This is a genomic window from uncultured Shimia sp., assembly GCF_947498095.1.
Lineage (GTDB): Bacteria > Pseudomonadota > Alphaproteobacteria > Rhodobacterales > Rhodobacteraceae > Shimia.
The window spans coordinates 513,028-527,099 of the sequence record NZ_CANMJE010000002.1; the positions used below are offsets into that span (position 1 = coordinate 513,028).

Below are 14,072 nucleotides of genomic sequence, written 5' to 3' on the forward strand. Positions count from 1 at the left end.
GTCATAAACCTGATGGCTTGAGCCCAAGAGTTACGTGTTGAGGTCGAGTGTGTATTTGTGGTCATTTTTTGATGAGTGTGGGACACACATACAAAGAAAGAGTCCTGTGAATGCGATTGATCCAAAAGTATAGGCAAAACACTATGAAGAAGGGCGATCCGAGCACCGTCAAAACCTACATGAAGGGTGCCTCGAAAATTGAAATCGGGCGGTATACCTATGGCTATCAAAAAATGTCTGTTCGCCAGTGGGCGAAGGCGCTGACTTGAAGATAGGGGCCTTCTGTTCGATTGCCGATGGTGTGGTTGTGTTGTTGGGGGGCAATCATAGAGTTGACTGGGCCACTACATTTCCATTTCGGCATATTTTCAAAAACCAGCTCGGTTCGAACGACATCGTAGGTCATCCCAAGTCCAATGGTGATGTTGTCATCGGCAACGATGTTTGGATTGGGCGGAATTCCACGTTTGTTTCAGGTGTTCAGGTGGGTGACGGGGCTGTGATCGCGGCGAATTCGACCGTTGTCAAAGATGTCGGGGCCTATGAAGTCTGGGGAGGAAACCCGGCGAAACTGGTCAAACGTCGGTTTGATGAAGACATTGAAAAACGCCTGCAGGCTTTGCAGTGGTGGACTTGGGAAGAATCCAAGATACAAAAGGCGGCCCCTCTCTTGTTAGATTGCCCGACGATGGAAATCTTGGCTGAACTTGAGGAAATAGCGGCCAGTTCATCAAGGAACGACGAAGAGGTAGAGACCTGAGAACAGGGGCAAATTCTCTTCTGCCCAAGGGTATCTGAGTGAAGGTTATTTGAGGTGTTGCAGCCGCTCTGGGTAATCCTCGGGAAAATGCCAGGTGGCGTCTCCTTCAAGGCGCACCAATCCGCGGTCTTGTGGCTTTTGCCCATTCAGAAGCGTCAGAAAAATATCGCTGCTGGCCCAGGGGGACGAGCGAAAATACCAATGACCATTGCCCAACGCAGCACCCTCTGCGTCTGTGACGTCAATCAGTGCGAGCTTGTCGATGCTGGCCAATCGGTTCGCAATAGGTCGGGTTTCTTCGGTCACTTCGGTGAACTGTCCCAGTCGGTTTTTACCAAAGACGACCCGGGACATGGCCAGAGCGCTGTCGCTGGCTGACATGTAGATCGACATCTGATCCAAGCTGTCGAGCAATCCATCCGCGATGGCTTCGGTGAAATAGTGACGATCCAAGTCACTCCCAACCAGAATGACTTGTCCCAGTTTGGCACGGCTCTTTCCGGACCTGGACAAAAGCGCGATTTGATAAGCCGTTTCAAATGTCAGCCGCGATCCAGCGCTATAGCCAATCAGGTGCACCCGCCTGACATTGGTTTCCTTAGAGAGAAACTCGATCAACCCCCGCAGGTTGCGCCGCGTGGAGTCTGCGGTTTCAAGATCGCGGAAATAGGCCAGCCTGTTCGGCGTGGCGGGCCAGTTGTAGCTAATGAAAGCGCCCCGATATCCGAGGTAGTGTTGGAGCTCCTTTGAAGCCAGCGTCGGATAGGCGAAATCTACATTGTAGCCATGAATATAGATATAGGCATCGCGACCACCTGAGTGCGCCAATTGCTGGTTGATCTGGCGGCGAAACTCGGCGCTGGCCTGAGCAAATTCAGCGTCTGAAGGTTGCGCTACAATTGGATTGGGTGCCGTAAGCGCAAGCGGACCAATTTCGGTCACACCATCAACCGTCAGCGTCCGTTTTTGATCGCGCTCTGGCGAGGATGTTAGATCCTGCAACTCTTCCCAGCTTTCGACCGGGGGATCCATGCTCACGTTGGCCGTGCCTACGCGCAGGGTCACACCACGTCGATTGGCGTAGAATTCAGCCTTATCCTCAGGACCAATTGGCGCGCGATCGGTGGCGTAGAATAGGGTGTTTTGAGCATGAAATTCGTTAACGCTCCGGTTCTTGAACGGATCAAGTGTTCCGGTCGTATAGGCAACCGGTGACGGCATCAGGTTGATTTCGTTGTACTGTTTCTCGCCGCAGGCTGTTGCCAGCAGGACAATCAGAACCGGGAAAACCTGCTTGATCATTTTGTGTCCGGATCGATCAGCCCCAAGCCACGCAAATAGACGCCGATCCCCGACTCCAGCAGATCTTCGGGAGGAAAGGGGCTTTGCGTGCCGGGGGAGTTTCGTGCGTAAAGCTCGACAACGCCGTGACTCATCGCCCAGATATGGGCCGAGAACATGCTGGCGGGGGGGCGTTTCTCAGGAGGGATATGCTGGCTGAGGTCACTTGCGGCGCGTTCCATCACGCCACGGGCGCGGGCCGCAACTTCGGCCAGTTCGGGCGTGCGATTGACCGAAATCCCGCTTTCGAACATCGCGATGTAGTGGCCTGGGTACTTGCGAGCAAAGGCCAGATAGGCCCGGCCTGTTGCCTCGAAGGACGCCAGCGCTGACGGTTGTCCCTTGTCATAGGCATACTGCATCAGGTCCGCAAAAATCTCGTATCCTTGGCGCGCAGCTTCGGCAATCAAGTCCTCGCGGCCTTCAAAGTGACGATAGACCGCCGCAGGGGTAACACCGGCCTGCTTGGCCGCCTCGGACAGGGTAAAGCCCGTGGGGCCTTTGGCCTCGATCAGCATCAACGCGGCTTCGACCAAGGCCTGTCGTAAATTGCCGTGGTGATAACCGCGCTTACGCATTCCAGATGTCCGGTCCGCCGCAAACCGTCGCGTCCGCTTTTCTCAGTGATTTCAGGTCTTTGCGGTCATAGTCAATGTTGTGCAATACGTGCCGGACCGCTTCCAGACGGGCGCGGCGCTTGTCGTCTGAGCGGATCACGGTCCAGGGCGCGTGCTCGGTATGGCTGTGTTTCAGGGTTTCGCCAATGGCGGAGGTATAGGCATCCCAACGCTTCAGCCCTTCGACGTCGATCCAGCTGAGTTTCCACTGTTTCAGCGGATCGGACTCACGCTTGAGGAATCGCCGCAATTGTTCAGCGCGTCCGACGTTCAGCCAGAACTTGAAAACGTGGATGCCTTCATCCACCAGCATTTTCTCAAAGTCGGGCACCTGCGTAAAGAAATGCGCCCGCTGAGCGTCGGTGCAAAAGTCAAAGACCTTCTCGACGACGCCGCGATTGTACCAGGATCGGTCAAAACAAACCATTTCGCCGCCCGCCGGCAGATGGTCAATATAGCGCTGAAAGTACCACTGGGTTTGTTCGGTTTCCGTGGGCTTTGACAGCGCCACGACTCGCGCGCCGCGTGGATTAAGATTTTCTCGGAAGCGTTTGATTGTGCCGCCTTTTCCGGCGGCGTCACGCCCTTCGAATACAATGGCAATCCGTGCACCACTGTCCTTGGCCCATCGTTGCAGCTTAACCAGTTCAACCTGCAGAGCAGCCATCTCGGCGTCATAGGCTTTGCGGTTTAGTCGTTCAGAATGGGGGAAGCTGGCATCGAGAATATCGCCCTTTTCGGCAAAGCGGATCGCCTGACGAATGCTGTCTGGCGCCTCATTCTCGTAATAGGTGCTGATCGCACCATCAAAGGGCAGCTCCATGAAACCTCTCCGTTTTTTCTTAATATGGACGCCTCGGGCGCCTAGTGCAATCCGGCGCGTTTGGCAGCGCGATCAATGGCCGCTGCGCAGTCTGGAGCGGCGACATGCTGCGGCATGTGACCAACGCCCGGCAACAACGTCAGCGTCGCGCCCGGAATGCGCGTCGCAAGGCGCTCTGAGTGGTTCCAAGCAGGGACGGTTATGTCCTCATCGCCATGCACAATCTCTGTGGGCACTTGGATCTGGCCGTATCGGGGATAGAGCGCTCGGATTTCTTCGAGCAGGTTCGCGCGTTGCAACGCGTTGGCCCGCAAGGTTTTCCGCCGCAAAGTCAGGCCGGGACCGAAATGCGCGCCATACCCCTTGGGCGCGTCTTGTGGTTCAAACACGGTGGCCATGACCTTGTCGACATAGGCGTCGCTGACAAAGGCCGTCAGGGTCGGGATCAACAGGGGACCCAACCAACGGTGCGAGACAAGGCGATAATACAGATCCATCGGAGAGGCCCAGATGCTCGAGACGGCGGCAATTGGGACCAGAGCCGACAGGCGCTCAGGAAAGTGAACGGCCCAAGCGAGGGCCACGGCGCCGCCATAGCTTTGTCCGGCAACAATCGGTTTGTCAGCACCCAAAAGTGCAGCGGCTCGACTGAGTAGCTCGGCCTGTTCGACCAAAGTTGCCCCGCTTCTATTAATGCGGTCGGAATAGCCCAAACCCGGACGATCAAAGATCAACACGCGATAGCGATCTTCCAGATGCGCGGCCAACTCGAACGTCATGTCGCGGGTTGATCCGCTGGCACCGTGTAGCAGAACCAGATCGGGGCCTTGGCCGCGCACCAGGACATGGACGCGATGGCCATCCACCTCAAGGAATTGGCCCTCTGGTGGATAGTCGGCTTCGGCATGGCGCTCGTGCCGGAGGGCCTTCCAAAGCACAATGCCCCAGAAAGCCGCCAAGCATAGTCCGAGAGATATCAGGAGGTTAAGAGCCAATCTTGGTCATATCGTAAGGCGTGCTTTCGTAGATGCCTGTGATCCAGTTGCCGTACAAAAGATGTGCGTGACTGCGCCAGCGGTTCATCGGCGGTTGGGCCGGATCATCGTTGGGGTAATAGTTCATCGGCACATTGATCGGCGTGCCTTCGGCGACATCGCGATCATACTCTTGCTTGAGCGTGTCACTGTCATACTCAAAGTGATTGAAGATATAGAGCGCTCGGTGGCTTTGATCTTCGACCAGACAGGGGCCAACATCGTCACTGTAAAGTAAGGTTTTCAGCCCGTCTGCGGCGGCGATCTCATCTTGTTTCATCTCGGTCCAGCGGCTGACTGGAATCACACAATCATCCGAAAATCCGCGCAGGTATTGCGAAGCCGGTGCCATATTGCGGTGGCGGAAACAGCCAAAAGCCTTGTGGTCGAGAATGTGCTTCTTGACCCCATGGAAATAGTTGATCATCGCCATACCGCCCCAGCACACACCAAAGGTGGAATGCACATGGGTCTGGGTCCATTCAAAGACTTCGCACAACTCTTGCCAATACGTCACATCGTTGAACGGCATATGCTCAATCGGCGCACCGGTGATGATGATACCGTCAAACTTCTCACCCGAGGCCTTAACCTCAGAGAAAGGGCGATAGAACTCGGCCATATGCTCGGCAGCCGTGTTGCGTGTCTTGTGCTCGCTCATGCGGATCAACGATAGCTCAATCTGCAAGGCCGTCGCGCCGATCAATCGGGCGAACTGGTTCTCGGTCTGGATCTTCTTGGGCATTAGGTTCAACAACCCGATGCGCAATGGGCGGATGTCCTGCCGCATCGCCTGACTTTCCGACATCACCATCACGCCTTCGCGCGAGAGCACGTCAAAGGCAGGCAGGTCGGAGGGAAGTTTGATGGGCATAGCCAGATCTTTCCAGTTTTAGTTTAGTTGGGTGGGGGACTTTAGGGGCAGTCTCAGCGACGCTCAAGGGCCATGGCGATCAGGTCATCGAACCCTTGGGTTGAAGTGACATCTGCCACCTCTTCTGCAGTGACAGTCACACCCCATTTGGCCATGCCTTCATACAGCGGCTGTCGGTGGGCGAGGGCCGAGGCATAGGCCCAGCGCACAAAGGCATCAGGATCGACCTGATCTTCGGTCAGATCGTTCTGCGCAAGGTACTCTGACCAGCGACTTTTGAGGAAGTCTGCTTGGTAATACATCGGCTTAGGGGCTTTGTCGAAGCGGCGTGCGAGTTCCGCGGAATGGGTATCCGAGCCTTTGATCCAGACCATCAACGTATTGCGCGACAAGGATGTCAGGACAGGATCGTCAGGATTGTTCGGGTCCACCACTTCGCAGATTGAACCACCCGTGTCACAGACAAAATGCGGGTACTCATACAGCTCGTCTGCACGCCCGATAAAGCGTTCGGTATCCAAAAGCGACGCGATTTCGGCTTCGCGGTGCTGTTCCTGACGGCGCATATACTCGGCAAAGGGCACGCCGCCTTTGGCCGGATTGCCGGGTTTGCCCAGATAGGTCGACAGGGGCGCAAGATTGTTGAAAGTGATATTCGAGCCGATAAAGATCGAGTCCGACCGCAACAAGTCCCGCAGGAACGGGTTCTTCATGGCTTCGCGCTTGGCATTGTCGGCGATGTATTCGCCCATGTAGCGCGTGCCAATCCGGTAGTCGATCGAGTAATGGAACCAGTCGCCGTGATCACGCAGCAGGTTTGAGACATGGGTCTTGCCCAGGCCTGACATGCCAAACAGCAGAACCTTTTTGCGCGGCGCATTTCGCCAGTCTTGTGCAGAGGAATAGATCATGACCCGGACCTTTGGTGTTACGGCGTTTTGGTAACGGGGTCAGGGCTTTGGGTCAAACGGTTTGCTGGGGGCAGGGGGCAGGGGCGCTGCCCCTCTTGGCCCTTTTGGGCCAATTCACCCCGGAGTATTTCTGGCAATACGAAGCCGGAAGATGCGCCCATCGAGGATTAATAAACCTAGCGCAAGGAGACCGAAGCCCAGGAAGGCATTGGGAGGTAATGCCTCGTCCAGTACGAGTGTGCCAAGGACGATGGCCAGTGGCGGGATCAGCAATGTGACCAGCATCAGGTTGCCGCTGCCTGCCATATCCAGCACACGGTAATAGAGCAAATAGGCGCCTGCCGTGGCGACGACAGAGAGGTATATCAACGCCCCCCAAGTCACCGGTGCCAGGGTCAGCTGAAATGGGCCATCCATCATCCAAGCGGCAGGCAGGATGAACAAAGCCGCACATGTCACCATGCCGGCTGCGTTAACCTGAGGCGCAAGCCCCGACAGCCGTTTTCGGGCCCAAGCTCCGGCAAAGGCGTAAGACAGTGTTGCGCCAAGAGCGGCCAGTTGCGCCACGCTGGTGACGTCAAAACTCCGAAAGCTTTCCAGTCCGATTGCGACAGCAACACCCAAAAAACCAACGCTGACCCCAAAGGCTTTGCGCGCCGTCAGACTCTCATCCGCAAAGAAGATCGCCGCCACAACCACGCCAAACACCGCTGTCGTCGCGTTGAAAATCGAGGCAAGTCCGCTTTCAATGTAAAGCTGGCTCCAGTTCAGCAGGGTAAAGGGGACAACATTGTTCAAGAGCCCCATGACGGCAAAGGCCGCCCAGACCTTTGGATCGCGTGGCACGGGCAATCGCATCGCCAACACCGCAATCCACAAGACGATCGCAGCCCAAAAGGTGCGATGTGCAACTGCTGTCAACACGCCGACTTCGTTTAACGCCAGACGGGCTGCCAGAAACACGCCACCCCAGACAATCCCGAGCATCAGCAACTCGATCCAGGCCCGCGACGAGAGAGATTTTTGAGCGTTTGTCATGGGACGAGAATAGGAGATGACGCCCAAGCCACGCGACCCGTTTCTTGCGCTTTAGGCTTTTTTACGGGTCTCGGTCAGGATGTTGTAGTAGTTGCCTCCAAAGATCAGCAATGCGCCGATGAAGACGTAGATATCCAGCGATTCATTGTAGAGCAGCATTCCGATCACCGCGATAGCGGGCAGGCGGATAAAATCGATCGGTACGACGACCGAGGCGGGTGCAAGTGTCAGAGCTGTCGTCAGACAAAAGTGTGCCAGCAAGCCTGCGCAGCCGATCAACACCAGCCAGGGAACGCTTTGTGCCGATGGCGCTGCTATGTCCAAATCCCATCCGGCGAACACGATACCGAACACGGCCTGCATCGTTGTCAGGTAGAAAAGGATACAGGTGATGGTTTCAGTCCGTGTCAGGCGTTTGGTCAACATGATTGAAAACGCGAATCCAACGGCAGAAAGGGCCGCGGTGACCAACCCGGCATTGAGCGGCGTTGCACCGGGACGTGTGACAATCAAGATCCCAATGAAGCCAATGATTGCGGCTATGGCGCGGCTACGGGTCAGACGCTCTCCCAACACTAGTGGAGACAGGACCAAAACCCACAAGGGTGACGTGAACTCAAGGGCAAAGACCTGCGCCAGTGGGATAACCGTGATGGCATAGAACCATAGGTTTTGACCTGTGAAATGGGCGGCGTTCCGGAAGAAATGCAAACCCAACGATCGACGTGTGATCTGATGTTGGGTTCGCGCCATCGCCGACACGATCACCACAATCACAACCCCGACAAAGCTGCGGTACATCATGATCTCAAAGGTATCCAACTCAAACGCGACAGCGCGCCCGGCGATCGCCATCGCTGAGAAGGACACAATCGCACCGCTCATCCAGAGCGCGGCTTTGAACGTGTCGCTCATGTGGAAATCTCAGTGATCGTATAGTCTCGTGGCAGGCCCTGCGTAACACTTGCCCAGTCGGATTGGCCCGCGCGCAATTGGTGGGCGTCAAAGGCGGATTGATCGACGAACAATTCGTCGACGGAAAAAAGTCCAGGATTGCTTGGATCTTCTGTAACGTCGAAATGCAGGCAGCCAGGCTCGGCCCGTGTCAGTTGGATATGCAATGGCAGTGCCTTGGCTACGGCCTCTATGCGGTCTGCAGGAACGGTCAGCGTCCCCCTTAGTTGAATTCTCGGCATGGTCATTCCGCCACCGTGCAGCAACCGGTCAGCAGGATCGGCTGCTGTCCTCGTTGCGTAAGGATATGGGCTGTAATTGGCCAAGTTTGCCCGCCTACTTCGCAGCTTGCTTCGTCAATCAACACGATAGCCGTGTCAAACTCGCTGATCAGCGTATAGGCCTTGGGCCAATCGCGGCCCTCGGCCGTATTGGATTGCGGAACCTCAAAGTCGTTTTTGCGTACAAAGTCGAATTGTGCCACGGGTCCGGCCAATGTCAGGTGCCACTCGGGTGCCTCACCATCACAGGCAAGAGGAAGGTCGGACAGAGCGGGCGTTGCCAAACAGATCAGGCAGGCGATCAATGAAAGAGGTCTCATACGTGTCCTTGGACCCAGCGGCTTTGCGAATTATCTGGTTGACGGGTTAACTGTCTCGGAACACTCTACCGAGACGACCGCAGGCGCAACCCTTCTGGATAGTTTTCATGTCTCTCGATTACTTTTTGCCCAGTGCCAGCGGTAGCCTTTGGCGCGCATTTCAGGCACGCCGCCGCGCCGCACGGCGCCACCGGAGACAGAACAAGAGGTTTCGAAAAGAAATCGGTCCGGTCTCGGATCAGAATCTGGCCACCGCAAAACAGATCTTTCGGCTATTTGAACCAACAAGCGCCGGGCGGGAGATGGTTCGCTTGGGTGGTAACAACGACGGTGGTTACCTATTGCCGGACGACTTTAAAGACGTCTCGGCCTGCTTTTCGCCCGGGGTGGCGACCACGATCGACTTTGATCTCGACATGGCTGCCCGCGGAATAGCGTGTTTCTTGATCGACGGGTCCGTTCAGGGGTTACCGCAAGACCACCCGTTATTGACCTTTGAACAGCTCAACCTCGGCGCATTGAGCGGCGATGGCGTCACGTCTCTGGACGATTGGGTGTCGTGCTCAGCACCATCCGCGGGCGACTTGATCTTGCAAATGGATATCGAAGGGGCGGAATTTGAGGTCTTGAATAGCGTGAGTGACGACGTGCTGCGCCGTTTCAGGACAATTGTTGTTGAGTTTCACCAGTTCCAACATGTGTTTTGCCTCGAATGGCGGGCCAAAGTATTGCCGGGACTTGAAAAACTTGTACGCCACTTTGCACCCGTGCATTTGCATCCAAATAATCATGCAGCCCTGCTGGACCAGCAAGGGATGCGTTTCCCGCGGGTGTTCGAAGTCACATTTTACCGCCGCGATCGCTTGCCGGATCAACCACAGCCCGTGACGTTGCCACATCCATTGGATCAGCCCAATGTGACTTGGTTGCCAGAGTACGCCGTGCCAAAGTTTTGGGATGTATAACGCTGCGGGCGCTTATTCCCACTCAATGGTGCCCGGAGGTTTTGAGGTGACGTCATAAGTCACTCGGTTGATACCTTTGACTTCATTGATGATGCGGGTTGCCGTTTCACCAAGGAATTCATGGCTGAAAGGATAGTAATCCGCTGTCATCCCATCGACTGAGGTTACCGCGCGCAGTGCACATGCGAAATCATAGGTGCGTCCGTCGCCCATCACGCCCACTGTGCGTACAGGAAGGATTGCGACAAAAGCCTGCCAGATCTCATCATACAATCCATGTTTGCGGATTTGATCGATATAAACCGCGTCCGCTTCGCGCAGGATGTCCAGTTTCTCGATGGTGATCTCGCCGGGGCAACGAATGGCAAGACCGGGTCCGGGGAACGGGTGGCGCCCGATGAAGGATTGCGGCAGACCCAGTTCACGACCCAAGGCGCGGACTTCGTCCTTGAACAACTCGCGCAGGGGTTCGACCAGTTTCAGGCCCATCTTTTCCGGCAGGCCGCCAACATTGTGGTGAGATTTGATTGTGACAGACGGACCGCCAGAGAATGAGACCGACTCGATCACATCCGGATAAAGCGTGCCTTGGGCCAGGAATTCGGCGCCGTCGATCGTGTCGGCATGCTTCTGGAAAACATCGATAAACAGCTTGCCGATGATCTTGCGCTTGGTCTCTGGGTCCGATTGCCCATCGAGTTCGCCAAGGAACAAATCGGCTTCATCAGCGGCAATCAACTGGATGTTGTAGTTGTCGCGGAACATCGAGATGACTTCTTCGGCTTCGTTCTTGCGCAAAAGCCCATGATCTACAAAGACGCACGTGAGCTGATCGCCAATCGCTTCATGGATCAAAATCGCCGCGACCGAGGAATCAACGCCGCCAGAGAGGCCGCAGATGACCTTTTTGTCGCCGACCTGTTCGCGGATCTTGGCGATCATCTCGTCGCGATAGGCACCCATTGTCCAATCGCCAGAGAACCCCGCAAGGCGCACGAAGTTTTCATAAAGCTTTGCACCGTTCGGGGTGTGATGCACCTCGGGGTGAAACTGAACAGCATAGAAATGACGTTTGGTATCCGCGGTGATCGCATAAGGCGCATTCGGCGAAGTGCCATAGACATCGAATCCCGGCGCAATTTCAGACACATGGTCGCCGTGAGACATCCAGACCTGTTCGTCGCCATCGGCAAACCAACCGTCCAGAATATCAACGGTGTTCTGTGGAGTGACATAGGCGCGTCCGAACTCGGCGGTGCCGTGGCCGCTTTCGACTTTACCACCCAATTGCTGCATCATCACCTGCTGGCCATAACAGATGCCAAGGATCGGGACACCATAGTCAAAAATCTCTTGCGGGGCGCGGGGTGAGCCTTCGCGTGTCACGCTGTCTGGGCCACCGGAAAAGATGATCGCCTTGGGCTCCATCGCGCGGACCATGTCCATCGTGACGTTCTGATAAGGGTGGATTTCGCAGTAGACATTCAACTCGCGAAGACGACGCGCGATGAGCTGCGTCACTTGGCTGCCAAAGTCGATGATGAGAAGGCGGGCGTGGGATGTATCACTCATGACAGCGCCATAGATGACCCTCGGAAAATTCGCAAGAGATAAGGGTGCGCAGATCGCCACAGAACGGGTTTGCGCCGGTATTTTCGTTGCCTGAGGAGGGGTGCCGCCAACTTTTGGGCTCTGGAAAAAAATTGCAAATGTATATCTATTGTATATACATTGCCAGGCGCAGCCAAATAGTCCTAAGGGGAGGGCGGCTAAATGCAGGACTTAACTGCCCTTCAATTGGCAGCTGTCGCGGCCAACTTGGCTTTGGCCCTAACGTGTGGTGCATTGATCGGCTCAGAAAGGCAGGTGCGTCAGCGCATGGCAGGCTTGCGAACAAACGCTCTTGTGGCGTTGGGGGCTGCTTGCTTCGTGGTCTTCTCTTCGTTGTTTCCTGAAGAACTCAGCCCGACCCGGGTTGGGGCGCAAGTCGTTTCTGGCATCGGGTTTCTTGGGGCCGGTATCATCTTTCGCCATGGCTTTGCCGTGCATGGCTTGAACACGGCTGCCACGCTCTGGTGCTCGGCTGCCGTTAGTCTGATTGCCGGATCCGGCGCGTTTGCTGTTGCTGTGTTGGCCACAAGCGCTGTTATCTTTGTTAATTTGGGGCTGCGCCCATTGGTCAAGTGGCTAAAGAAAAGAACACGGGCTGGAGTTTCGCTGGAACAGGAGTATCGAGTCAGCCTGCGTTGCTCAGACAAGAACGCTCCAAAAGTGCGTGCCACCGCCATTCAGTCATTGTCGCAACGCGGTGTGCGGGTCGTTGGCTTCGACATGACAAAAAAGGTGAAGATGCCGAGTTGGAGATCATGGTCGCGGTAAATGACTTGATCGAGGGCACGATCGACCAAATCGTGTCGCCTTTGTTGATCGACGGCCGTATTGGCACCGTTAACTGGGACGCAGCGCCCGAGTCCTGATCACGCTGTGGTCCATGTGCGCCAACAATGTCGCTTTTAAACCTCAATGGCCGCAATTCTTCGGCGAGGTCGCGTTTCATCGGTCTAGAGATAGACAGGAAATGCAACACCTTGGGGTGAGGATAGATCATGTCAGAAGCGAGAAACCGTCGTCGAGGCCGTGGAGGCGGAGGAGCCGCACGTCGTGCAGAGCGAGGTGCCGTATCGTTTGAGACCGCAAAATTCATTAAGCGCAACATCCCGAACTTCGAGGTGTTGAACGAAGAAGCACTCGAGATCATCGAATACAATGCCGACACGGTGCTGGAAGAAATTGGCGTGAATTTCGTCGATAATCCGGCCGCATTGGAGCGCTGGCGCGAAGCTGGGGCAGATGTTGATGGCGAGCGGGTTCGCATTCCACGCGGTCTGGCGCGGAAACTCTGTTCGACGGCGCCATCTGAGTTCACCCAGCATGCCCGCAATCCAGAGAAGTCCGTGGTCGTTGGTGGCAAGAACTTGGTGTTGGCACCTGTCTATGGTCCGCCCTTCGTACGCGACGTATCTGGTGGTCGCCGTTACGCCACAATGGATGATTTCAACAAGTTCGTGAAACTGGCCTATATGTCAAAGTGGCTTCACCACTCCGGTGGTACAGTTTGTGAGCCTACAGATATTCCAGTGAACAAACGGCATTTGGACATGCTGATGGCGCACATGACGCTGTCGGATAAGCCGTTCATGGGATCGGTGACGGAACCCAGCCGGGCGCAGGATTCGGTAGACATGTGCGGCATTCTCTTTGGGGAAGAGTTCGTCCAGCAAAACACTGTCATGACTTCGCTGACCAATATCAACTCGCCAATGACCTTTGACGACGTGATGATGGGCTCGCTCGAGGTATATGCAGCGAACAATCAAGCCTGCATCATCTCGCCCTTTATCGTGGGTGGCGCGATGGCGCCGGTGTCGGTTGCTGGGACACTGACACAGGTTCTGGCCGAAGTTCTGGCCGGTGTGGCCTATAACCAATTGGTGCGTCCCGGCGCGCCGGCTATCTTTGGTGCCTTTGTGTCGTCGATCGACATGAACTCGGGTGCACCGACCTTTGGCACTCCCGAAGCTTCGCTCGTGACCTACGGGGCAGGGCAACTGGCCCGTCGCCTTAACCTGCCATACCGCTCTGCCGGGTCGTTCTGCGGGTCGAAACTGCCTGACGCTCAAGCGGCTTATGAAACTGCGAACTCTCTCAACATGGGGCTGCTCGCAGGTGTAAACTTTATGCTGCATGCCTGCGGTTGGCTCGAAGGCGGTCTGGTTGCGGACTTTGAAAAGTTCGTCATGGACGCTGACCAGCTGGGCACATTGCATGGGTTGGCTGGTGGCGTTTCGGCCGGCGAAGAAGCGCAGGCCATGGACGCCATTCGTGAAGTCGGCCCAGGGGGGCACTATCTCGGTTGCGCTCATACACAGGCACACTTCAAATCGGCCTTCTGGAAATCGGATCTTCTGGATTACAAGCCGTTTGAGACCTGGGAAGAAGAGGGCGCGCGTGACACCCGTACGCTAGCCTCGAACCGAGTTGAAAAACTGTTGGGCGACTACCAGAAACCGGCCCTGGACGCTGGCATCGAAGAGGCCTTGAACGCCTATGTCGCCCAGAAAAAAGAAGCGATGCCAGACGCGTTCATGTAAGCG

The 14,072-nt window shown here is 55.8% G+C and carries 16 protein-coding genes; 5 read left to right on the forward strand and 11 right to left on the reverse strand.

Translation table 11 applies throughout. From position 1 onward, the window contains the following. Positions 1 to 143 precede the first annotated feature (143 nt). Positions 144 to 269, forward strand: coding sequence for a hypothetical protein (locus tag Q0932_RS05775; protein ID WP_299350457.1), 126 nt, complete (start codon positions 144 to 146; stop codon positions 267 to 269). Then, entirely contained in the window at positions 266 to 760 is a 495-nt protein-coding gene (locus Q0932_RS05780) for a CatB-related O-acetyltransferase (RefSeq protein ID WP_299350458.1), read from the forward strand. The genes Q0932_RS05775 and Q0932_RS05780 overlap by 4 nt, the downstream gene beginning before the upstream one ends. Before the next feature lie 45 nt (positions 761 to 805). On the opposite strand, the gene Q0932_RS05785 is transcribed toward Q0932_RS05780, so the two are convergent. The 10 genes from Q0932_RS05785 to Q0932_RS05830 all read right to left on the reverse strand — a co-directional run bounded on the left by Q0932_RS05785 (position 806) and on the right by Q0932_RS05830 (position 8,953). Then, complete coding sequence (locus tag Q0932_RS05785; protein ID WP_299350460.1) at positions 806 to 2,062, reverse strand: alpha/beta hydrolase; 1,257 nt, start codon at positions 2,060 to 2,062, stop codon at positions 806 to 808. Then, positions 2,059 to 2,679 (reverse strand): TetR/AcrR family transcriptional regulator, encoded by a 621-nt coding sequence (locus Q0932_RS05790; RefSeq protein WP_299350462.1) that lies wholly within the window; start codon positions 2,677 to 2,679, stop codon positions 2,059 to 2,061. Before Q0932_RS05790 ends, Q0932_RS05785 begins: the two co-directional genes overlap by 4 nt. Further along, positions 2,672 to 3,541: a polyphosphate kinase 2 gene (ppk2, locus tag Q0932_RS05795; protein ID WP_299350464.1), complete on the reverse strand. Its 870-nt coding sequence runs from the start codon at positions 3,539 to 3,541 to the stop codon at positions 2,672 to 2,674. The genes Q0932_RS05790 and ppk2 overlap by 8 nt, the downstream gene beginning before the upstream one ends. A 41-nt stretch (positions 3,542 to 3,582) precedes the next feature. Next, the gene (locus Q0932_RS05800) at positions 3,583 to 4,500 is read right to left on the reverse strand and encodes an alpha/beta hydrolase (RefSeq protein WP_299350466.1); all 918 of its coding nucleotides are present in this window, start codon (positions 4,498 to 4,500) and stop codon (positions 3,583 to 3,585) included. A gap of 25 nt (positions 4,501 to 4,525) precedes the next feature. After that, on the reverse strand, positions 4,526 to 5,449 hold the full coding sequence (gene metA, locus Q0932_RS05805; protein ID WP_299350467.1) for a homoserine O-succinyltransferase: 924 nt from the start codon (positions 5,447 to 5,449) through the stop codon (positions 4,526 to 4,528). A gap of 53 nt (positions 5,450 to 5,502) precedes the next feature. Next, complete coding sequence (locus Q0932_RS05810; RefSeq protein WP_299350469.1) at positions 5,503 to 6,360, reverse strand: ATPase; 858 nt, start codon at positions 6,358 to 6,360, stop codon at positions 5,503 to 5,505. 114 nt (positions 6,361 to 6,474) lie between these two features. Further along, positions 6,475 to 7,398: a DMT family transporter gene (locus Q0932_RS05815; RefSeq protein ID WP_299350471.1), complete on the reverse strand. Its 924-nt coding sequence runs from the start codon at positions 7,396 to 7,398 to the stop codon at positions 6,475 to 6,477. A 51-nt stretch (positions 7,399 to 7,449) separates the two neighbouring features. Continuing rightward, the gene (locus Q0932_RS05820; protein WP_299350473.1) at positions 7,450 to 8,313 is read right to left on the reverse strand and encodes a DMT family transporter; all 864 of its coding nucleotides are present in this window, start codon (positions 8,311 to 8,313) and stop codon (positions 7,450 to 7,452) included. After that, the gene (locus Q0932_RS05825) at positions 8,310 to 8,594 is read right to left on the reverse strand and encodes a putative quinol monooxygenase (RefSeq protein WP_299350475.1); all 285 of its coding nucleotides are present in this window, start codon (positions 8,592 to 8,594) and stop codon (positions 8,310 to 8,312) included. The genes Q0932_RS05820 and Q0932_RS05825 overlap by 4 nt, the downstream gene beginning before the upstream one ends. A 2-nt stretch (positions 8,595 to 8,596) precedes the next feature. Continuing rightward, entirely contained in the window at positions 8,597 to 8,953 is a 357-nt protein-coding gene (locus tag Q0932_RS05830; RefSeq protein WP_299350477.1) for a hypothetical protein, read from the reverse strand. Between the two features lie 107 nt (positions 8,954 to 9,060). Between Q0932_RS05830 and Q0932_RS05835 the strand changes: the two genes are divergently transcribed. Next, positions 9,061 to 9,918, forward strand: coding sequence for an FkbM family methyltransferase (locus Q0932_RS05835; protein WP_299350479.1), 858 nt, complete (start codon positions 9,061 to 9,063; stop codon positions 9,916 to 9,918). Positions 9,919 to 9,930: 12 nt separating this feature from the next. Here the strand turns inward: Q0932_RS05835 and guaA are convergent, their stop codons facing one another. Next, positions 9,931 to 11,490, reverse strand: coding sequence for a glutamine-hydrolyzing GMP synthase (guaA, locus tag Q0932_RS05840; RefSeq protein WP_299350480.1), 1,560 nt, complete (start codon positions 11,488 to 11,490; stop codon positions 9,931 to 9,933). A 201-nt stretch (positions 11,491 to 11,691) separates the two neighbouring features. Between guaA and Q0932_RS05845 the strand changes: the two genes are divergently transcribed. Then, positions 11,692 to 12,297, forward strand: a complete 606-nt coding sequence (locus Q0932_RS05845) for an MgtC/SapB family protein (RefSeq protein WP_299350481.1) — start codon at positions 11,692 to 11,694, stop codon at positions 12,295 to 12,297. A 227-nt stretch (positions 12,298 to 12,524) separates the two neighbouring features. Further along, the gene (locus Q0932_RS05850; RefSeq protein ID WP_299350483.1) at positions 12,525 to 14,069 is read left to right on the forward strand and encodes a trimethylamine methyltransferase family protein; all 1,545 of its coding nucleotides are present in this window, start codon (positions 12,525 to 12,527) and stop codon (positions 14,067 to 14,069) included. Positions 14,070 to 14,072 lie beyond the last annotated feature (3 nt).